This is a genomic window from Neotabrizicola sp. VNH66 (assembly GCF_049445895.1).
Lineage (GTDB): Bacteria > Pseudomonadota > Alphaproteobacteria > Rhodobacterales > Rhodobacteraceae > Pseudogemmobacter.
The window spans coordinates 288,597-304,552 of the sequence record NZ_JBMSDW010000005.1; the positions used below are offsets into that span (position 1 = coordinate 288,597).

The window sequence follows — 15,956 nt, forward strand, 5'->3', positions numbered from 1 at the left end:
GGGCAAGGGCCTTGCGGCCGCTGCCGGATCAGCTCAGCCGTCGATCCGCGCGCCCATCAAGGCGATGGCCTGCTGATAGACCGTGGCGGCATTCCATTCCTTGATCACGGCAAAGTTCGGCTGACCCTCCTGATAGCCGAGCCCGGGCTGCCAGCCCTTCTGGCGCAGGTAATTCGCGGTGGAGGCCAGCGCATCGGTGATATTGGCAAAGTCGATCTTGCCGTCACCATTGCCGTCCACGCCGTATTTCAGCGCATTGCCGGGCAGGAACTGGGTATGGCCCAGCTCGCCATGCTTGGCGCCCACCGTCTTGGACGAGATCGAGCCGTGATCCACCAGCAGGAGCGCCCCGATCAGATGCGGACGGAAAAAGTCGCTGCGGCGGCAGTCATAGGTCAGCGTTGCAATGGCCGAGACGACATTGGTGTCGCCCATGAAGCTGCCGAAGCCGGTTTCCATGCCGTGGATGGCGATCAGAACGCCCGCGGGGACACCATATTGCGCCTCAAGCGCGGCATAGAAATCCGCGTTCTTCTTCTTGCGCGACTTGCCCTGGGACACGATGGCATCGGCCCCCCGCACCTGCAGGAATTTCTCCAGCGAATATTTGAAGCTTTTCTGGTTGCGGTCCGCGCCGATCGTGGCCTTGCTGTAGGAGGTCGCCATCAGCGCGGCGATCCCGCGTTCCCCCACACCCGCGGCGCGGGCTTCTTCGGCCATCTGCGGCTTCCATTCCTCATACCGGCCGCCGGTGTCGGAACAGAAGGCGGCCAGCGCAGGAGAGGCGCCGACAATGAAAACGGCGGAAAGAACAGACTTGAGGGACACGGGGCTTCACCTGTTGATGGATTTGTCGCCAGTCTAGGGGCATGCTGCCCGCAATCAAGCGCCCCCGGCACGGCCTTGCGGTGATTTGATCGCGGTGTGCGGGGCGCGACACGCAAAGCCGGGAACCCCGGCGCGGGCCGGGGCGTTTTCGACGATGGTTCAGGGGGGCGGGTCGGAATGGCAAAGGATAGGGCGGGACATGTCGCGGCGGCCGGCGTCGCGGGGCCGGACGGGCCTGTGCCCGAAGCCGTGCAAAGCCGCCGGTTCACCCTGACTGCGCTGATCGGGGCGACGATCATCACCGCGGTGCTGCACATCGGGCAGGATATATTCCTGCCGCTGGCGGTGGCCATGCTGATCACCTTTGCGCTGTCGCCGGTGGTCAGCCTGCTGCGCCGTCGCGGGCTGCCGCATCTGGTGGCGGTTCTGGGCGCAGTGACCGTGACCTTCGCGGCCATCGGACTGTTCGTGATGATCGTCGTGGGCCAGCTGGGCCAGTTGGCGCAGCAGCTGCCGACGTTTCAGACCAATATCATGGCCAAGATCGACACCTTGCGCCAAAGCGGATCGGAAAACGGCATCGCGGCCCGGCTTTCGGGGGTGATGACGGCGATCAATTCGGAAATCGGGGCGGCGCTTCCGGCCGAGGGGAGCGCTGCACCCGCACAGCCGACGCCCGATCACCCGATGCCGGTCCAGGTGATCGAGCCGTCGAACGCGCTTGGCACGCTGACCAATCTGGTGATGCCGCTGGTCGGGCCGGTGGGGACCGCAGGGCTGGTGATCGTGGTCGTGATCTTCATGCTGCTGGAGCGGGACGAGCTGCGCGACCGTTTCATCCGGCTGGTCGGGTCGAACGACATCAACCGGACCACGCAGGTGCTGGAAGAGGCGGGCGGTCGCGTGGCCTATTACCTGCTGATGCAGCTTCTGGTGAATCTGATCTACGCGGTTCCCATCGGGCTGGGCCTGTGGCTGATCGGGGTGCCGAACGCGCTGCTCTGGGGGCTTCTGACGCTGGTGCTGCGCTTTGTGCCCTATATCGGTTCGGTCCTTGCGGCGGCCTTTCCGCTGTTTCTGGCCTTTGCGGTGTCGCCCGACTGGTCGGCCGTGCTGTGGACGGCCGCGCTGTTTGTGGTGGTGGAACTGATCACGTCGAACATCATCGAGCCGTGGTTCTACGGATCGCGCACCGGGGTGTCAGCGCTGGCGATCATCGTTTCTGCTATTTTCTGGACCTGGGTCTGGGGGCCGCTTGGCCTTGTCCTGTCCACGCCGCTGACGGTCTGCCTTGTGGTTTTGGGCCGCCATGTCCCCCAGTTCGAGGTGTTCGACGTGCTGTTCGGTGACCGTCCGGTGCTGGCGGCGCATGCGCGGCTCTATCAGCGGCTCCTGGTGGGGGATGTGGTCGAAAGCACGCATCGCGCCGGAGAGGCGCTGGAAGAGGGTTGGATCGTCGATTACACCCGCGATGTGTCGCTGCCCGCGCTGATGCTGGCGCAGGCCGATTATGAACGCGGGGTGCTGACGCAGGCGCAGGAGGACCGTTTCGCCGCCGCCGCCCTGGCCTTCGTGGCGGAACTGGACCCGATCGTTGCCGAAGAACAGGAAGAGGCCCGGACGGAAAGCGGAGAGCCCTTGCCCGGTGAAGGGCGGCGGGTGCTGTTCGTGGGCGGGCGCAGTTTTCTGGATGATGTGGCGGCACGGATGATGGCGCAGGCCGCCCGGGCCGACGGCGCCGATGCCTTGTGGTTGCCGCATGAAGATCTTGCCGCCAGCCGGTTTGACGTGATCACCGGGGCGGGGGGGCAGGCCATCGTGCTGGGCTATCTGGATCTGGCGCCGCTGCGCGGTTCGCTTCTGCAGGTGCGGCGGCTGAAACGCGCGCTGCCCGAGGTGCGGATCGGTGTCGCCTTGTGGCAGGCGCCCGAGGCGCTGGCCGACGGGCTGGCGGGTGACGGCGGCACGCTCTTGTCCGCACGGCGGGTCGAGGCGGCGAAGCTGGAGGAGATCCGGGCGCTTGGTGCGGATTTCGTGGTGACCTCACCCGAGGCGGCGCTGGATGCGGTCTTTGCCGATGTTCCTGTCCTGCCCTTGCCGGGCACGGCGGAAAAGAAGGCCTCGCGCAAGCCGGCGCGGCGCCGGATCCCGGCGGCCGCGGAGTGATCCTGCATCTGTGGCGGCACCGTCAGAATCCTCCCTGTCAGATGCCCCGCCCGAATGGCATGAAAAAAGGCCGCAGGGCGAACCTGCGGCCATCAGGGGGCGCCAGGGACAAGGGCGCTGAGGGAAGGCGGATCCGTCGCGGTCAGATCGGCGGTTTGCCACGCAGCGCGCGGACAACCAGCGAGATCACGAACAGGATGATGAAGATGAAGAACAGGATCTGTGCGATCCCGGCCGAGGTGCCGGCGATGCCGCCAAAGCCCAAGGCCGCGGCGATCAGGGCGATGACGAGGAAGGTGAGGGCCCATCCGAGCATGATACTTCTCCTAACTGATCAAACGGGGCCGGCGGTGATTTCGATGCTGCACCCTGCGACATCCTGACCGGCCGTCTGGTGGTTCAACGTGCCGGGATGACACGGGTTCCGGACCACAAGAAAGAATTCGCCCCGAAGTTCGCCCTGAAAATGGCCCGCAGAAATCGCCGCAGAAATTGCCTTGGAAATTCGCACGGAATCCTCGCCTGCATTCAGGGAACCTGCCATGCTTGGCTTGCGTTGACCGGGTGATCGTCGTGGCTGGTTGCTGCGGCGTGCAGGTTTGGGATGCGCGGCCCCGCCGCGCCGGTTCAGGAGTGCAAGATGACGGTTCGCAAACTGAAGAAAGATACCCGTGCCGCGGCCGCTGCGGTTGAAGCCGCAGCCGAAACCGCGGTCGATACCGCGCAGGAAGCGGCCGCCGGTCTGGCAGAGCGGGCCGGACGCGGCGCCTCGCGCCTGCGGCGGTCGGCTGAGGATATGGCGGGCCGGGCCACGAAATCTGCCAGCCGTGCCCGCGACATCGCGGCTGACCGGCTGGAAGAGGCGAGCGAACGGCTGGAAGAAGCGCAGGATGCGCTGGCTGAAACCGGCGACCGTCTGGCTGAACGGCTGCGCCGCGCGGCCTATTCGGCCCGGGACGAGATCCGCGATGTCCCCACGCGCCTGCGCGATACTGTTGGCACCGCCGTGGACACCGTGCGCAGCCGCAGCCTGCCGGAACTCGCCTCGGATGTGCGCGGTATGGCGCGTCGGAACCCGGGTCTTTTTATGGCGGGTGCGGCGCTGGCGGGCTTTGCTCTGGCCCAGATGTTGCGGCCCCGTGCGGATGACGGGGACTGGCGTTCGTGACCGACCGTCGCCGGGCGGAAGACGAGGACAGCCTCACCGGCCTCTTCACCCTTGTGGTGGAGGGGCTTTTCCGCGTGTTTCGCGGCGAGGTGGCGCTGGCCAAGGCCGAAGCCGGGCGGGCTATCGGCGATCTGGGCCGGGCGCTGGCGCTGATCGCCGTGGCAGGCATTGTCGCATTGGTGGGGCTGAACCTGCTGGCGGGTGCTCTGGTCGCGCTGGTGGTCAGCTGGGGCCTGTCGCCCGGCTGGGCCGCGGTGACCGTGGGGGGCGCTTTGCTTCTGCTGGCGCTTCTGGTGCTGTTTCTGGGTTTGGGCCATCTGCAGCGCGCCCGTATGGCGCCGCAGCGGCGGGCCGACAGCCTGCGGCGCGATCTGGCCGCCCTGCGCGACGGCGCGGGACTTGGACCGCTGCAAGAGCGGGAGGAACATTATGATGAGCGATGACTATCACCGCACCGAGGCGCAGCTGGACCGTGACCGGGCCGCTTTGGCCGCGGCGCTTGCGGCGCTGCGCGGGCGGGTCTCGCCGGGCGGGTTGATGGCACAGGGCGCGGCGCTGATGACGCGCGGGGCCTGGGGTGCTGCGCGGGGTATGGCGAAGGGCAACCCGATTGCTGCGGCCCTGACCGGCGCGGGGGCATTGTGGCTGGGTCTGGGCGGCCGCCGCAAGGCGCCGGAAACCCCGCCCGATGCGCCATGGATGGCCGAGGCTGACCGGCTGCACGACCGTGCCGATGCGATGACGGACGAGATCGACGCCGCGGAAAGTGAGGGGACCCTGCCCGGGGAAGAGGCGCGGCTTGCGCGTGACGACATCCGCAATGCGCTGTCGAAAGATCTGGTGCGCGTGCTGGGGCAGGGGCTGGAGGCGCTGTCCCCTGCCGAGCGCGATGCCGCGCTTGCGGTGCGCGAACGCGTGGCGGCAGAGCGCTATGCCCTTGTGCCGGAAGCGGGATTTCTGGCGCGGCATCCCGCATGGGGTGGCCTTTTGGCCGCGGGGGCCATGGCTGCTGCTGCGGCCTTTTTCGCGCCGCGCCGGTCCCGCCGGGAGGCGGCACAGATGGAGGCGCTGCTCCGCGATCTTGACCGGGCTCAGGACCGGCTGGACGCGCTGACCGACCGCCTGTCGGACCGCACGCGCCGCTGATCAGCTGTGGCATCATGTGAAACTCGGAAGGCCCGCCCTGCTGCGGGCCTTTTGCTGTCGGCCTACACGCCCTCGGGGCCGCCGTCCGACCGCCGGATCGGGAAGGTCAGCGTGGCCGTCAGCTGACGCTCGCCCTCCTGCACGCGGAATTCCCCGTCGAGTTGCTGCACGAAACTGCGGATCAGCCGCGCAGCGATGATGTCGGGGGCACCGCGCCCGTCGCCCCGCAGGGTGCTGTGCGCCGACCGGGGGCCGGAAATGCTGAGTTCCGCGATCCGCCCTTCCAGCGTGCGCAGAACGATATGCACCGGATCATGGGCGGACTGGATTTCGGCGGCGGGGAAGCTGGACAGAACCTCGGCCACCAGCAGCGCCATCGGAACCGCCTGCTGCGAGGTCAGCACAAGCGGCGACAGATCCGGCACGATGGCATCGCGCCGCCCGGCGCGCCAGTGGATCGCATCGACCTTGCCGATCACTTCGGACAGCAGAACATCCATTTCCACATCGCCCCGCCCGGCAAAGCGATAAAGCCCAAGGTGCACGGTCGACAGGCTCATGACCCGGTCATGCAGCGTGTCGATCAGGTCCAGCATCTCTGGCGCCTCGGTCTCGCGCCGCTGCATCCGCAGGATCGAGGCGATGAGCTGCAGGCTGTTGCCGGTGCGGTGGTGCACCTCGCGCAGGAGGTTGGCCTTCTGGCGCACGAGGTTTTCCAGATCGGCCTCGTCGCGCAGGATCGTTGCGGTCAGGGTCTCGTATTCATCGGCCAGATCGGCGATTTCGCGCGGCGGGTCGTCCAGCGTCAGCGCCGAAAGCTTGCGGTCCCCGCGGGTAAAGTTGCGCATGGCCCGCGACATGCGCCGCAGATGGCGCGTCACCAGCCGTTCGGCGCCCAGAATGGCCACGGCCAGCCCGGCAATCCACATCAGCAACGGGAAAGCGAAAGGATGCAGGCCAAGGCCGCCGCCGATTCCCTGCGTGCCGGTCTGCCAGACCCCCAGAAGGTAAAGCCCGCCGGTGATCGGCACCACGGTGAACAGCCGCCGCGTCCCCGAAGCATCGGTGCCGAAAAAGGCCTGACGGCCCCCGCCGGTCAGGTCGGAAGCCTTGCGCTCGCGCGGCATGGCCAAAGCGGCAGCGTCCACCCCGACCGAAGAGGTCAGCAGCACACCGTTGCTGTCGAATGTGCTGAGCGCCACCAGCGCCTGCGTGGCATCGGTGGCCGCCGAGACCGGGGTGGCGGTGCTGCGGGCCAGCGTCAGCACATCCTGCGCGACCGAGATGGAGATGAAGCCGTTCCGCTCTCCGCGGCCGTTGCGCACGGGATGGGTGACCACGATCACCGACGTGCTGGAGATGCTGCCCATGGGAGAGTTGCGCAGCTGCGGTTCGTCCCGTCCGATCAGGTCGCGGAAGCCTGCATTTTCACTGAGATCGGTTCCCGCGCCCCGGGTGGCGCAGGTCATCACGCCTGAAGGCGGCGTATAGGCCACCAGCGAAAAATTCTGGCTGGTGTCGGCAATGCCCTGCGCCAGCGCCATACAGGCGGCATCGTCCACCGTGTCCCGGCCACCAAGGGCCAGCGCCATGGTTCCGGCCTGAATCTGGGCCGAACGCAGCAGCAGGATTTCCGGTTCTGCCGCCTGAATGCTCTCCCCCATGGCGGCAAGGATCAGGCTTTCGTCGGCCTGCTCCAGCACATCGCGGGTCTGCCCGAGGGACAGAAGGCCAAGCGGCAGCAGCGCCAGCAGCATCATCAGCGCCAGTCGCAACCCCAGCCCGCCGGGACCCCGGCGGCGGTGCGGATCCTGCGGCGTGTTGTCGGCCGCATTCGATGGTGCGGGCGGAACAGGCGAAGCCCCGGGGGAACCGCCCCCGGGGCCTGCCGCCGATGCTGTGGCGGCGCCTGCGTCTTGTGACGTTCCGGTCATGCTGCTCCGGTCATGCTGCGGCGACGACCGACCTGCTGATGACGGCGGCGGTGGCCCCGTCGGTGCCTCCGAGCACATCTTCGCCCTCGGCCAGATTCATCAGCTCGGCCAGCCGCTTGCGCGCGCGGCTGGCGCGGCTTTTCACCGTGCCGACCGCCACGTTCATCATGCCGGCCGCCTCTTCGCAGGAATAGCCCGAGGCGCCGATCAGCAAAAGCACCTCGCGGTGTTCCGGTGTCAGCTGGTCAAAGGCGCGCTGGAAGTCGTTATAGGCCAGCCGTCCGTCATGGGCGGGCTTGTCGAACATGCCTGCCGCATAGGCGCCGTCACTGTCCTGCACCTCGCGCCGGGTCTTGCGCAGGGCCGAATAATACGTGTTGCGCAGGATGGTGAAGAGCCAGGCTTCCAGATTGGTCGCCGGGTCGAACTTGTCCATATTCGTCCAGGCTTTCAGGATGGTTTCCTGCACGAGGTCATCGGCCTGGGCCACATTGCGGCACAGACCGATGGCAAAGGCGCGCAACGATGGCAGCAGCGTGGGCAGCCGGTCGCGCGGATCGGCAGGGGTGCGCGCGGGGGCAGTCATTGGCCGCCTTCCTTGGCGTCGCCGCTCTCCCGCGCTTTGAGCTGATCCAGCAGGTCCTTGAACCGGTCTGGCACCTCTTCGGTCAGGACCTCCTGATAGACACGTTTCAGGTTCTCGTCGATCTGGGTCCTGATCGCACCGCGCGCGGTGCCAGGGCCTTGCTTGCTGGCTGCCATCTTTTCGAATTCCTGCGATATCCTTGGGAACCGAACGCAGGCCGTAGCGTTCGGTTCCAGAGAATCTTCTGCGAAGGGACGGAAAAGTTCATGGCCTCCACCTCGAATATCGACCTTGCATCTTCGGTCGCACGGGATCTGCCCTATCTGCGCCGCTATGCCCGCGCGCTGACGGGAAGCCAGACCTCGGGTGACCGCTATGCCGTGGCCGTACTGGAAACCGTGCTGGCTGATTCCGCGATGGTGACCGGGGCATCCGATCCCAAGGTCGGGCTGTTCGCCGTATTTCACGGGGTCTGGTCCAGTTCGGGCGCACCCGTGGCCGAGGCGGATTCCACGCTGGGCGCCGCAGCGCAGGCGCATCTGGCCGCGCTGACCCCCAATTCGCGCGAGGCGCTTCTGCTGCACACGCTGGAAGGGTTCACCCTGCCGCAGGTGGCCGAGATCATGGGAACCGACGAGGATGAGGCCACCCATCTGGTGGACCGCGCCATTGCCGAAATGGCGAACACCGTCCGTGGCCGCGTCATGATCATCGAGGATGAGGCGATCATCGCCATGGACCTGACCGCCATCGTCGAAGGCATGGGCCATGATGTGACGGGCATCGCGCGCACCCGGGCCGAAGCCGTGGCGCTGGCCAAGCGGGATGAGCCGGATATGATCCTGGCCGATATCCAGCTGGCCGACAATTCTTCGGGCATCGACGCGGTGAACGACATTCTGGCGGCGATCGACGATATTCCCGTCATCTTCATCACTGCCTTCCCCGAGCGTCTGCTGACGGGCGAGCGCCCCGAACCGGCCTTCCTGATCAACAAGCCCTATACCGAAGAGCAGGTCCGTTCGGCGGTCAGCCAAGCGATGTTCTTCTCCTCGACAGAAACCCTGAACGCCTGATCTGCCAGGGTGGAATGCGAAGGGGCGGCGATGATCGCCGCCCCTTTTTCTGTTACTTCAGGTTCTTCACTACATTGTCGGCGAAGGTGTCCACCATCGCGGTATAGACGCGTTTGGTATCCACGTCAGGCGCGGTGATGTCGAAGCCTTCGCCAAGGATCGGCATGGATGCCTTGTAGTCCACCGTCAGTTCATAGCTGTTGAACCGGGCGTTGTTGCTGTCATGGCTCTGGTTCACGACACCCTTCAGCATGGCATCGGCCAGACCTGCGGCTTCGGCGAAACCGCTGGCGAGTTCCACTTCGCTGATGTCGACGCCGATCTTGGCGCCGTCATCAGAGATATGTCCGGTCAGGCGGGCCAGAATGGCTGCCTCCAGATCGGCTTCCAGTGTGCCCCAATAGGCGGCCGCGGCAGGATTCTGCACGGCGGCCAGATCCACGGTCACGTCGATTTCCTTGACCGTCGGTTCCATCGCGTCCTGAGCGGTCGCCGACAGCGGCAGGGCCAGGGCGGTGGCGGTCAGCAGGGCAACAATCTTGCGGTTCATGACACATCTCCCATTACCAATAAACCGGGCCGCCGGCTGTGGCGACCTGCGATCAGGCAACGTCCTTTGCCCGGAACGGTTCCGTGGGGTGGATCAGCGCAGCCAAAGCCCTTCGCGGCGCAAGGTGTTGCGGATTGCCTGTTCGCGGTGGGGCAGGGCATCCCGGTCGAACAGCGCCCGCGCCTTCCGCCCGCCGTTCTGATAAACCATCTGCCTGACCTGCGGCCAGTCGCGCAGCAGGCGGCGGTTCTCGCGGATTTCGGCCACCGTCTCCAGCAGATCGACGGCGCGGTCGGGTGCCTTGGCGTAAAGGAGCGGGACCGTGCGGTAATGGCAGGTCACATCGCCGTCCAGCCCGTCCAGCTCTGGCCCCGGACGCCCGCCGCCAAGGGAATGGATCACCAGCGGCAGGGCGATCTGGTCCAGCCATGGATAGATTTCCTGACAGACCAGCGCTGCGGGGCGGTTGTCGCGGATGTCGCGCGCATAGGCCAGAAAGCGGTTGCCGAATTTCTGTGGGCTTTCGTGGAAGAACCAGCCCGCGTTGAAATAGAGATAGCGCTTCCAGTATTCGTCCGGCTGGCTGAGGTCGAGCGACGTAGAGAAATTCAGCCGGTAACGGTCATACAGCGCCTTCCAGGTCTCGGCATAGCCCGGCCCGTAGAGTTCGATCTGCGGCCAGGTCCCTTCCCGCCGCATCGAGGCGGAGGGGCGGGCGAAATTGAAGGGCAGGGCGGACAGCGGCCCCATCACCAGCGTGTCGGTGTCCAGAAACAGGAAGGGTTCGTCGGGTAGCGCGACAAGCGCCTCGATCTTGTTGCCGTGGGGGTAGTCGGCGCCGAAGACGCGGCTGTGAAACGGCAGGAATTCGGCCCCGAGTTCGGTCAGCCGGTCCCGCAGCGGCCCGGCAGGCAACCGCGGATCGGCGCCGGGCCAGAGGGGGCCGGGCTGTGGCTCTGCCAGAAACAGGCGGCCGGAAAAATCCGGGTCTGCATGCCGCAGCGAGGCGGCCAGCAGCAGCGCCTCATAGGCCAGCCGCCCGGTCTGCACCACCGCAACGATATTGAACGGACGGGGTTTTCCCGCGGAAGCGGCAGGCGCCATCATAGCCTCTTGACCTGAACGTCAGACCATATTCCACCCCCGGCGCAAGGGCAACTAGCCGCAGCGGCTGTGGCCGCAGTCCATGCAGGTCAGGCAGCCTTCGACCTGCCGCAGCGCATAGCTGCCGCAGGACGGGCAGGCAGGGCCGGGCGGTCCGGCGGCGGGCCGCAGGCTTTCGGCTTTGGGATCGGATTTCAGGCCCAAGCCTTCACCCGCGATGAAGCCGATGGCGATCAGGTGGCGTTCGATCACCCCGCCGATGGCCGCAAGGATCGAGGGGATATAGCGCCCCTCCATCCATGCACCGCCGCGGGGGTCGAAGACGGCCTTCAGTTCTTCGACCACGAAGGACACATCGCCGCCACGCCGGAACACGGCCGAGATCATCCGCGTCAGCGCCACGGTCCAGGCGTAATGCTCCATATTCTTGGAGTTGATGAAGACCTCGAACGGGCGGCGGTGGCCCGCGATCAGGATATCGTTCACCGTAATATAGAGCGCGTGTTCGGACCCCGGCCATTTCAGTTTGTAGGTCTGACCCTCCAGCGCGGCGGGGCGGTGCAGGGGTTCGGACAGGTCCACCGGCGGGGCGGCGGCCGGCGATGCCACCGACAGCACCGATCCGGTCACAGCATTGGGCCGGTAGGTGGTGCAGCCCTTGCAGCCCTGATCCCATGCCGACAGGTAGACGTCACGAAATTCCTCGAACGGGATATCCTCGGGGCAGTTGATGGTTTTCGAAATCGAACTGTCGATCCAGCGCTGCGCCGCGGCCTGCATCCGCACATGGTCCTGCGGGTCCAGCGCCTGCGCATCGACGAAATGGCCGGGCAGGGGTGCATCGCCGAACCGCTCACGCCAGAGCTGCACGGCGTAATCGACCACCTCTTCTTCGGTGCGGGAGCCGTCTTTCTGCAGGACTTTGCGGGTATAGGCCCAGGCGAAGACCGGCTCGATCCCCGAGGAGACATTGCCCGCGAAAAGCGAAATCGTCCCGGTGGGCGCGATGGAGGTCAGAAGCGCATTGCGGATGCCGTGCTGGGCCACCGCGGCGCGGACGTCTTCGTCCATGTCGCGCATGGTGCCGGAGGCGAGGAAAGCGTCGCGGTCGAACAAAGGGAACGGCCCCTTTTCCCGCGCAAGCTCGGCCGAGGTCAGATAGGCCGCCCGCGCCAGACGGCGCAGCCAGTGGCCGGTGATCTCGGCCGCCTCGGCGCTGCCATAGCGCAGGCCCAGCATCAGCAGGGCATCGGCCAGCCCGGTGACGCCAAGGCCGATCCGCCTCTTGGCCCGCGCCTCGACCGTCTGTTCGGGCAGGGGGAAGCGACTGGCGTCAACCACATTGTCCATCATCCGCACGGCGAGGGCGGTCAGCCGGTCCAGCTCCTCCAGATCCAGCCCGGCGTCGGGGCCAAAGGGATCGCGCACCAGCCGGGCAAGGTTGACGGAGCCCAGCAGGCAGGCGCCATAAGGCGGCAGGGGCTGTTCGCCGCAGGGGTTGGTGGCCGCGATGGTCTCGGCATAGGCCAGATTGTTCATCGCATTGATGCGGTCGATGAAGATGACGCCGGGTTCGGCATAATCATAGGTGGAGCGCATGATCCGGTTCCACAGATCGCGCGCGGGCAGGGTGCGGAAGGTGTGCCCGCCAAAGGTCAGGTCCCACGGCGCATCGGCCTTGACGGCGTCCATGAAAGCATCGGTGACAAGGACCGAGAGGTTGAACATCCGCAGCCGGGCGGGGTCGCGTTTGGCGTCGATGAACGCCTGAATATCGGGATGGTCGCAGCGCAGGGTGGCCATCATCGCGCCGCGGCGGCTGCCCGCGGACATGATGGTGCGGCACATGGCATCCCAGACATCCATAAAGGACAGGGGGCCGGAGGCATCGGCGGCCACGCCGCGCACCTCGGCCCCGCGGGGGCGGATGGTCGAGAAATCATAGCCGATGCCGCCGCCCTGTTGCAGGGTCAGCGCCGCCTCTTTCAGCGACTGGAAGATTCCTTCCATGCTGTCGGGGATGGTGCCCATGACAAAGCAGTTGAAGAGGGTGACTGCCCGCCCGGTGCCCGCGCCCGCAAGGATGCGGCCCGCGGGCAGGAAGCGGAAATCCTGAAGTGCGGAATAGAACGCTTCTTCCCAGCGGGCAGGGTCCTGTTCGGTCGCCGCCAGCGCGCGGGCTACGCGGCGCCATGTCTCTTCGACAGTGGCATCCTGCGCGGTGCCGTCTGCGTCGCGCAGGCGGTATTTCATATCCCAGATCTGTTCGGCAATCGGGGCGGCAAACCGGGTCATCGGCACTCCTGCTGCGGCGGATGGCGCATGATCTTGGGGCGGATATCGGCGAAGCCCCACGATACGCCCCCCGCCTGCCGAGTCAACGCCGCAGCCGTCTTGCAGGCGGCGGGGTTTGGCCTATCTTCGCGCCATGGGATTCGTGAACCTTCTGAAACTCTGCGTCGGCGCCGAAAGTGTCGAGGATCTGGCGCAATGGCAGACCCAGAACGCATCGCGCTGGCCGCGGGGCTGTGCGGTGCATGTCACCCGGATGTGGCCCAAGCGCGAGGCAGAGCTTCTGGCGGGCGGGTCGCTGTATTGGGTGATCAAGGGCGCCGTCCTGTGCCGTCAGCGGCTGGTCGGGCTGGAACGGGTGGAGGAGGGTGACGGCATCAGCCGTTGCGCGCTGATCCTCGACCGGCAGATCCTGCGGACCGAGGCGGCGCCGCGCCGCCCGTTTCAGGGCTGGCGCTATCTGGATGCGAAGGACAGCCCGCGCGACCTGCCCGAAGGGCGGGCCGCCGATGACACGCTGCCCGAAGACATGGCGCGGGCGCTGGCCGAAATCGGCCTGCGCTGACGCCCATCAGCCCTTGGGCTTGGCGAAGCGGCCTTCGATCGTGGCACCGCTTTCGATGACCAGCGAGACATAGGTGACATCCGCCGCCACGCGCGAGCTGGCGCGCATGGTGAAGGTGTTGCTGTCCACCTTACCGTCCAGCCGGCCCTTCACCTCAACCGTGCCGGCCCGGACAGAGCCGGAAATCCGCCCCTCGTTGCCGATGGTCAGGGTGTCGGCCGACAGGTTGCCATCCACTTCGCCCAGAACCTCGACCGTGCCGGAAGAGGCGATTTCGCCGGTGATCTTCAGGTCCGGACCCAGAACCGACCGGCTGGCGTTGCTGCCACCCGGGCGCGACGGGCTGGGGGGCGGGCTGGAGGGAGAAGATGTCGGGTCGGCGGTTTTCGAAAACATTCTGGCCTTCCTGTTCAGGTCTGTGCCGATAAGGTGACGTCCGGGCCCGCCGGTCAAGGGGGCGCCCGGTCCCCGGGGGGCAACCGGCGGAAAACCGGCACCGGCGGCGGGCGGATGTCGCTTTGCGACCGGACGGGCGGGGGCGGCGATGGTTGGATTGACCGGGCAGGGCGCCGCGATGGCCGGGCCCGGCACAGCGGCGCGGGCCGCGATTCGAGACGGCGGAAGGACAGAAGAGATGCAGGCGGAAATGATCATCACCCATGCGCGGGCCCTGACCATGGACCCGGACCGGCCCCGGGCCGAGGCGGTGGCCGTGGCGGGCGGGCGCATCCTTGCCGTGGGCACGGCGGCCGAGGTGGCCGCCCTGGCCGGACCGGCGACGCGGGTGATCGACGCGGGTGGCCGGACGCTGCTGCCGGGCTTCGTGGAAAGCCACCTGCATCTGGTCTTGGGCGGGAATGAGCTGACGCAGCTGCAACTGGGCAGCGTGTCCGGCTTTGACGCCTTGTCGCGGGCATTCCGCAATTATGCGGCGGCGAATCCGGAGAAGCCGCTGCTGATGGCGCAGGGCGCATCCTATGAGATTCTGGGCGATCCGGTCACCCGGCAGGACCTGGACCGGATTATCCCGGACCGCCCCGCCGCGATGATGGCGCCCGATCACCATACGGTCTGGGCCAATACGGCGGCGCTGCGGGCTGCGGGCATCCTCAACGGGGCTGCAATGCCGCACGGGCATGAGGTGGTGATGGCCGCCGATGGCACCGCCACCGGAGAACTGCGCGAGTTCGAGGCCTTCAGCCCGATCCTTGCCCTGTCGGGCGATCTGCATCTGCAGCTGGGCATCGCCACCGGCGGGGAGCCGGACCCATGGCCCGATGCCGGGCAGCGCGCGAAAGACAAGGCGAAGATCGCCGATGGTCTGGCCCATTGTGCCCGGCACGGCATCACCTCGATGGTGAACATGGACGGCAATCTTTATACCCTGCGCCTGCTGCAGGAGATGGAGGCCGAGGGCACGCTGACCGCCCGGGTCAAGGTCCCCTTCCATATGAAGCCGCATATGGAGCTGTCCGAACTGGACCGCGCGACCGCGATGGAACAGGCCTGTTCGGGCGAATGGGTCTTCTCGGGCTTTGTGAAGATGTTCATGGACGGCGTGGTGGACAGCCGTACCGCCTATATGCTGCATCCCTATCCGGGCACCGATGTGACGGGAGAGCCGCTGTTCACACCGGAGCGGTTCGATGAGATCTGTGCCGAGATCGACCGCCGTGGCCTCCAGATCGCGGTACATGCCATCGGTGACGGGGCGGTGCGACAGACGATCGACGGGTATGAGGCGGCGCAGCGCGCCAATGGCCCGCGCGACAGCCGCCACCGGATCGAACATATCGAACTGATCGACCGGGCCGATGTGCCCCGGCTGGGTGCGCTTGGCATCACCGCCAGCGTGCAGCCGCCCCATCCCCCCGGCGCGATGGATTTCCCGATGTCCACCATGGACCATGTCTTTCACCGCGACCGCTGGCGGGATGCCTATCTGACGAAGACTTTGGCCGATCACGGCGCGCCCCTGGCCTTTGCCAGCGACTGGCCGGTGACGGATGTCAGCGTGATGCGGGGGATCGAGGCGGCGCTGACCCGGGTTCCGTTCGACGGGGCAGCGGACGAACGGATGCCGCTGATGGATATCCTGCACGCCTATACGGCAGGCGGCGCCCATGCCGCCCATTGGGAGGGGCTGACCGGACGACTCGTTCCTGGGCTGGCGGCCGATCTGGTGGTGATCGACGGCGATATCGAGGCGATTCCGGCAGGCCGGATGGGCCGGACAGGAATCGCTCTGACGGTTTCCGGGGGCAGAATCACCCACCAAGCACCGGGATTCGGCTGAGTTTTCCACAGAACGGGGTTCGGGTGGTGGATAACTCTGCCCGAACCGCAGCACCGCCCCGCCTCAGACCGAGGAAAATAAGGGCACTGACAAAAAATCGTCACGAAACGCATTTTTCCTCTTGCGGCTTTCAGCTGCTCTCCGTAAATACCGCCTCACCGAAACGGACCAGACGGAACGAAGCGAAAGCGGGGGACGGCAGGAAGGTTGAGGGAGGCGCGGCGGGGACGCTGTGCTGAAGGAAT

General features: G+C 66.6%; 17 protein-coding genes. 7 read left to right on the top strand and 10 right to left on the bottom strand.

What is annotated here, in order from left to right:
* Window positions 1-33 precede the first annotated feature (33 nt).
* Window positions 34-828, bottom strand: a complete 795-nt coding sequence (locus ACO2Q5_RS10075; RefSeq protein ID WP_423290513.1) for a lytic murein transglycosylase — start codon at window positions 826-828, stop codon at window positions 34-36.
* A gap of 177 nt (window positions 829-1,005) precedes the next feature.
* On the opposite strand from ACO2Q5_RS10075, the gene ACO2Q5_RS10080 reads away from it, so the two are divergent.
* Window positions 1,006-2,994, top strand: a complete 1,989-nt coding sequence (locus tag ACO2Q5_RS10080) for an AI-2E family transporter (RefSeq protein WP_423290515.1) — start codon at window positions 1,006-1,008, stop codon at window positions 2,992-2,994.
* A 142-nt stretch (window positions 2,995-3,136) separates the two neighbouring features.
* Here the strand turns inward: ACO2Q5_RS10080 and ACO2Q5_RS10085 are convergent, their stop codons facing one another.
* Together ACO2Q5_RS10085 and ACO2Q5_RS10090 are read right to left on the bottom strand one after the other, a co-directional pair.
* Entirely contained in the window at window positions 3,137-3,310 is a 174-nt protein-coding gene (locus tag ACO2Q5_RS10085; RefSeq protein WP_423290517.1) for a DUF1328 domain-containing protein, read from the bottom strand.
* A gap of 18 nt (window positions 3,311-3,328) precedes the next feature.
* Window positions 3,329-3,538, bottom strand: a complete 210-nt coding sequence (locus ACO2Q5_RS10090; RefSeq protein ID WP_423290519.1) for a hypothetical protein — start codon at window positions 3,536-3,538, stop codon at window positions 3,329-3,331.
* Between the two features lie 96 nt (window positions 3,539-3,634).
* Here ACO2Q5_RS10090 and ACO2Q5_RS10095 point away from each other — a divergent pair, with 96 nt between their 5' ends.
* Genes ACO2Q5_RS10095 through ACO2Q5_RS10105 form a run of 3 tightly spaced genes read left to right on the top strand, consistent with a single transcriptional unit; the run spans window position 3,635 to window position 5,308 of the window.
* Window positions 3,635-4,162, top strand: coding sequence for a hypothetical protein (locus ACO2Q5_RS10095; RefSeq protein ID WP_423290521.1), 528 nt, complete (start codon window positions 3,635-3,637; stop codon window positions 4,160-4,162).
* Entirely contained in the window at window positions 4,159-4,605 is a 447-nt protein-coding gene (locus tag ACO2Q5_RS10100; RefSeq protein WP_423290523.1) for a phage holin family protein, read from the top strand. The genes ACO2Q5_RS10095 and ACO2Q5_RS10100 overlap by 4 nt, the downstream gene beginning before the upstream one ends.
* Window positions 4,595-5,308 carry a hypothetical protein gene (locus tag ACO2Q5_RS10105; protein ID WP_423290525.1) on the top strand — a complete coding sequence of 238 codons (714 nt, stop codon included), beginning with the start codon at window positions 4,595-4,597 and terminating at the stop codon, window positions 5,306-5,308. Before ACO2Q5_RS10100 ends, ACO2Q5_RS10105 begins: the two co-directional genes overlap by 11 nt.
* 62 nt (window positions 5,309-5,370) lie before the next feature.
* Here ACO2Q5_RS10105 and ACO2Q5_RS10110 read toward each other — a convergent pair whose 3' ends face one another.
* The 3 genes from ACO2Q5_RS10110 to ACO2Q5_RS10120 form a co-directional block, all read right to left on the bottom strand.
* Window positions 5,371-7,083, bottom strand: coding sequence for a sensor histidine kinase (locus ACO2Q5_RS10110; RefSeq protein WP_423290527.1), 1,713 nt, complete (start codon window positions 7,081-7,083; stop codon window positions 5,371-5,373).
* Between the two features lie 169 nt (window positions 7,084-7,252).
* Window positions 7,253-7,828 carry an RNA polymerase sigma factor gene (locus tag ACO2Q5_RS10115; protein WP_423290529.1) on the bottom strand — a complete coding sequence of 192 codons (576 nt, stop codon included), beginning with the start codon at window positions 7,826-7,828 and terminating at the stop codon, window positions 7,253-7,255.
* Window positions 7,825-8,004: a NepR family anti-sigma factor gene (locus tag ACO2Q5_RS10120; protein ID WP_423290531.1), complete on the bottom strand. Its 180-nt coding sequence runs from the start codon at window positions 8,002-8,004 to the stop codon at window positions 7,825-7,827. The genes ACO2Q5_RS10115 and ACO2Q5_RS10120 overlap by 4 nt, the downstream gene beginning before the upstream one ends.
* A gap of 90 nt (window positions 8,005-8,094) precedes the next feature.
* Here ACO2Q5_RS10120 and ACO2Q5_RS10125 point away from each other — a divergent pair, with 90 nt between their 5' ends.
* Window positions 8,095-8,904, top strand: coding sequence for a response regulator (locus tag ACO2Q5_RS10125; protein WP_423290533.1), 810 nt, complete (start codon window positions 8,095-8,097; stop codon window positions 8,902-8,904).
* A 52-nt stretch (window positions 8,905-8,956) separates the two neighbouring features.
* On the opposite strand, the gene ACO2Q5_RS10130 is transcribed toward ACO2Q5_RS10125, so the two are convergent.
* The 3 genes from ACO2Q5_RS10130 to ACO2Q5_RS10140 all read right to left on the bottom strand — a co-directional run bounded on the left by ACO2Q5_RS10130 (window position 8,957) and on the right by ACO2Q5_RS10140 (window position 12,853).
* Window positions 8,957-9,454: a hypothetical protein gene (locus ACO2Q5_RS10130; protein WP_423290535.1), complete on the bottom strand. Its 498-nt coding sequence runs from the start codon at window positions 9,452-9,454 to the stop codon at window positions 8,957-8,959.
* A gap of 93 nt (window positions 9,455-9,547) precedes the next feature.
* On the bottom strand, window positions 9,548-10,558 hold the full coding sequence (locus ACO2Q5_RS10135; protein ID WP_423290537.1) for a hypothetical protein: 1,011 nt from the start codon (window positions 10,556-10,558) through the stop codon (window positions 9,548-9,550).
* Window positions 10,559-10,612: 54 nt separating this feature from the next.
* Entirely contained in the window at window positions 10,613-12,853 is a 2,241-nt protein-coding gene (locus ACO2Q5_RS10140; RefSeq protein ID WP_423290539.1) for an adenosylcobalamin-dependent ribonucleoside-diphosphate reductase, read from the bottom strand.
* A gap of 133 nt (window positions 12,854-12,986) precedes the next feature.
* On the opposite strand from ACO2Q5_RS10140, the gene ACO2Q5_RS10145 reads away from it, so the two are divergent.
* Window positions 12,987-13,415, top strand: coding sequence for a DUF1489 family protein (locus tag ACO2Q5_RS10145; protein WP_423290561.1), 429 nt, complete (start codon window positions 12,987-12,989; stop codon window positions 13,413-13,415).
* A gap of 6 nt (window positions 13,416-13,421) precedes the next feature.
* Here ACO2Q5_RS10145 and ACO2Q5_RS10150 read toward each other — a convergent pair whose 3' ends face one another.
* Window positions 13,422-13,811, bottom strand: a complete 390-nt coding sequence (locus ACO2Q5_RS10150) for a bactofilin family protein (protein WP_423290541.1) — start codon at window positions 13,809-13,811, stop codon at window positions 13,422-13,424.
* Window positions 13,812-14,049: 238 nt separating this feature from the next.
* Here ACO2Q5_RS10150 and ACO2Q5_RS10155 point away from each other — a divergent pair, with 238 nt between their 5' ends.
* Window positions 14,050-15,711, top strand: coding sequence for an amidohydrolase (locus tag ACO2Q5_RS10155; protein ID WP_423290543.1), 1,662 nt, complete (start codon window positions 14,050-14,052; stop codon window positions 15,709-15,711).
* Window positions 15,712-15,956: the final 245 nt, after the last annotated feature.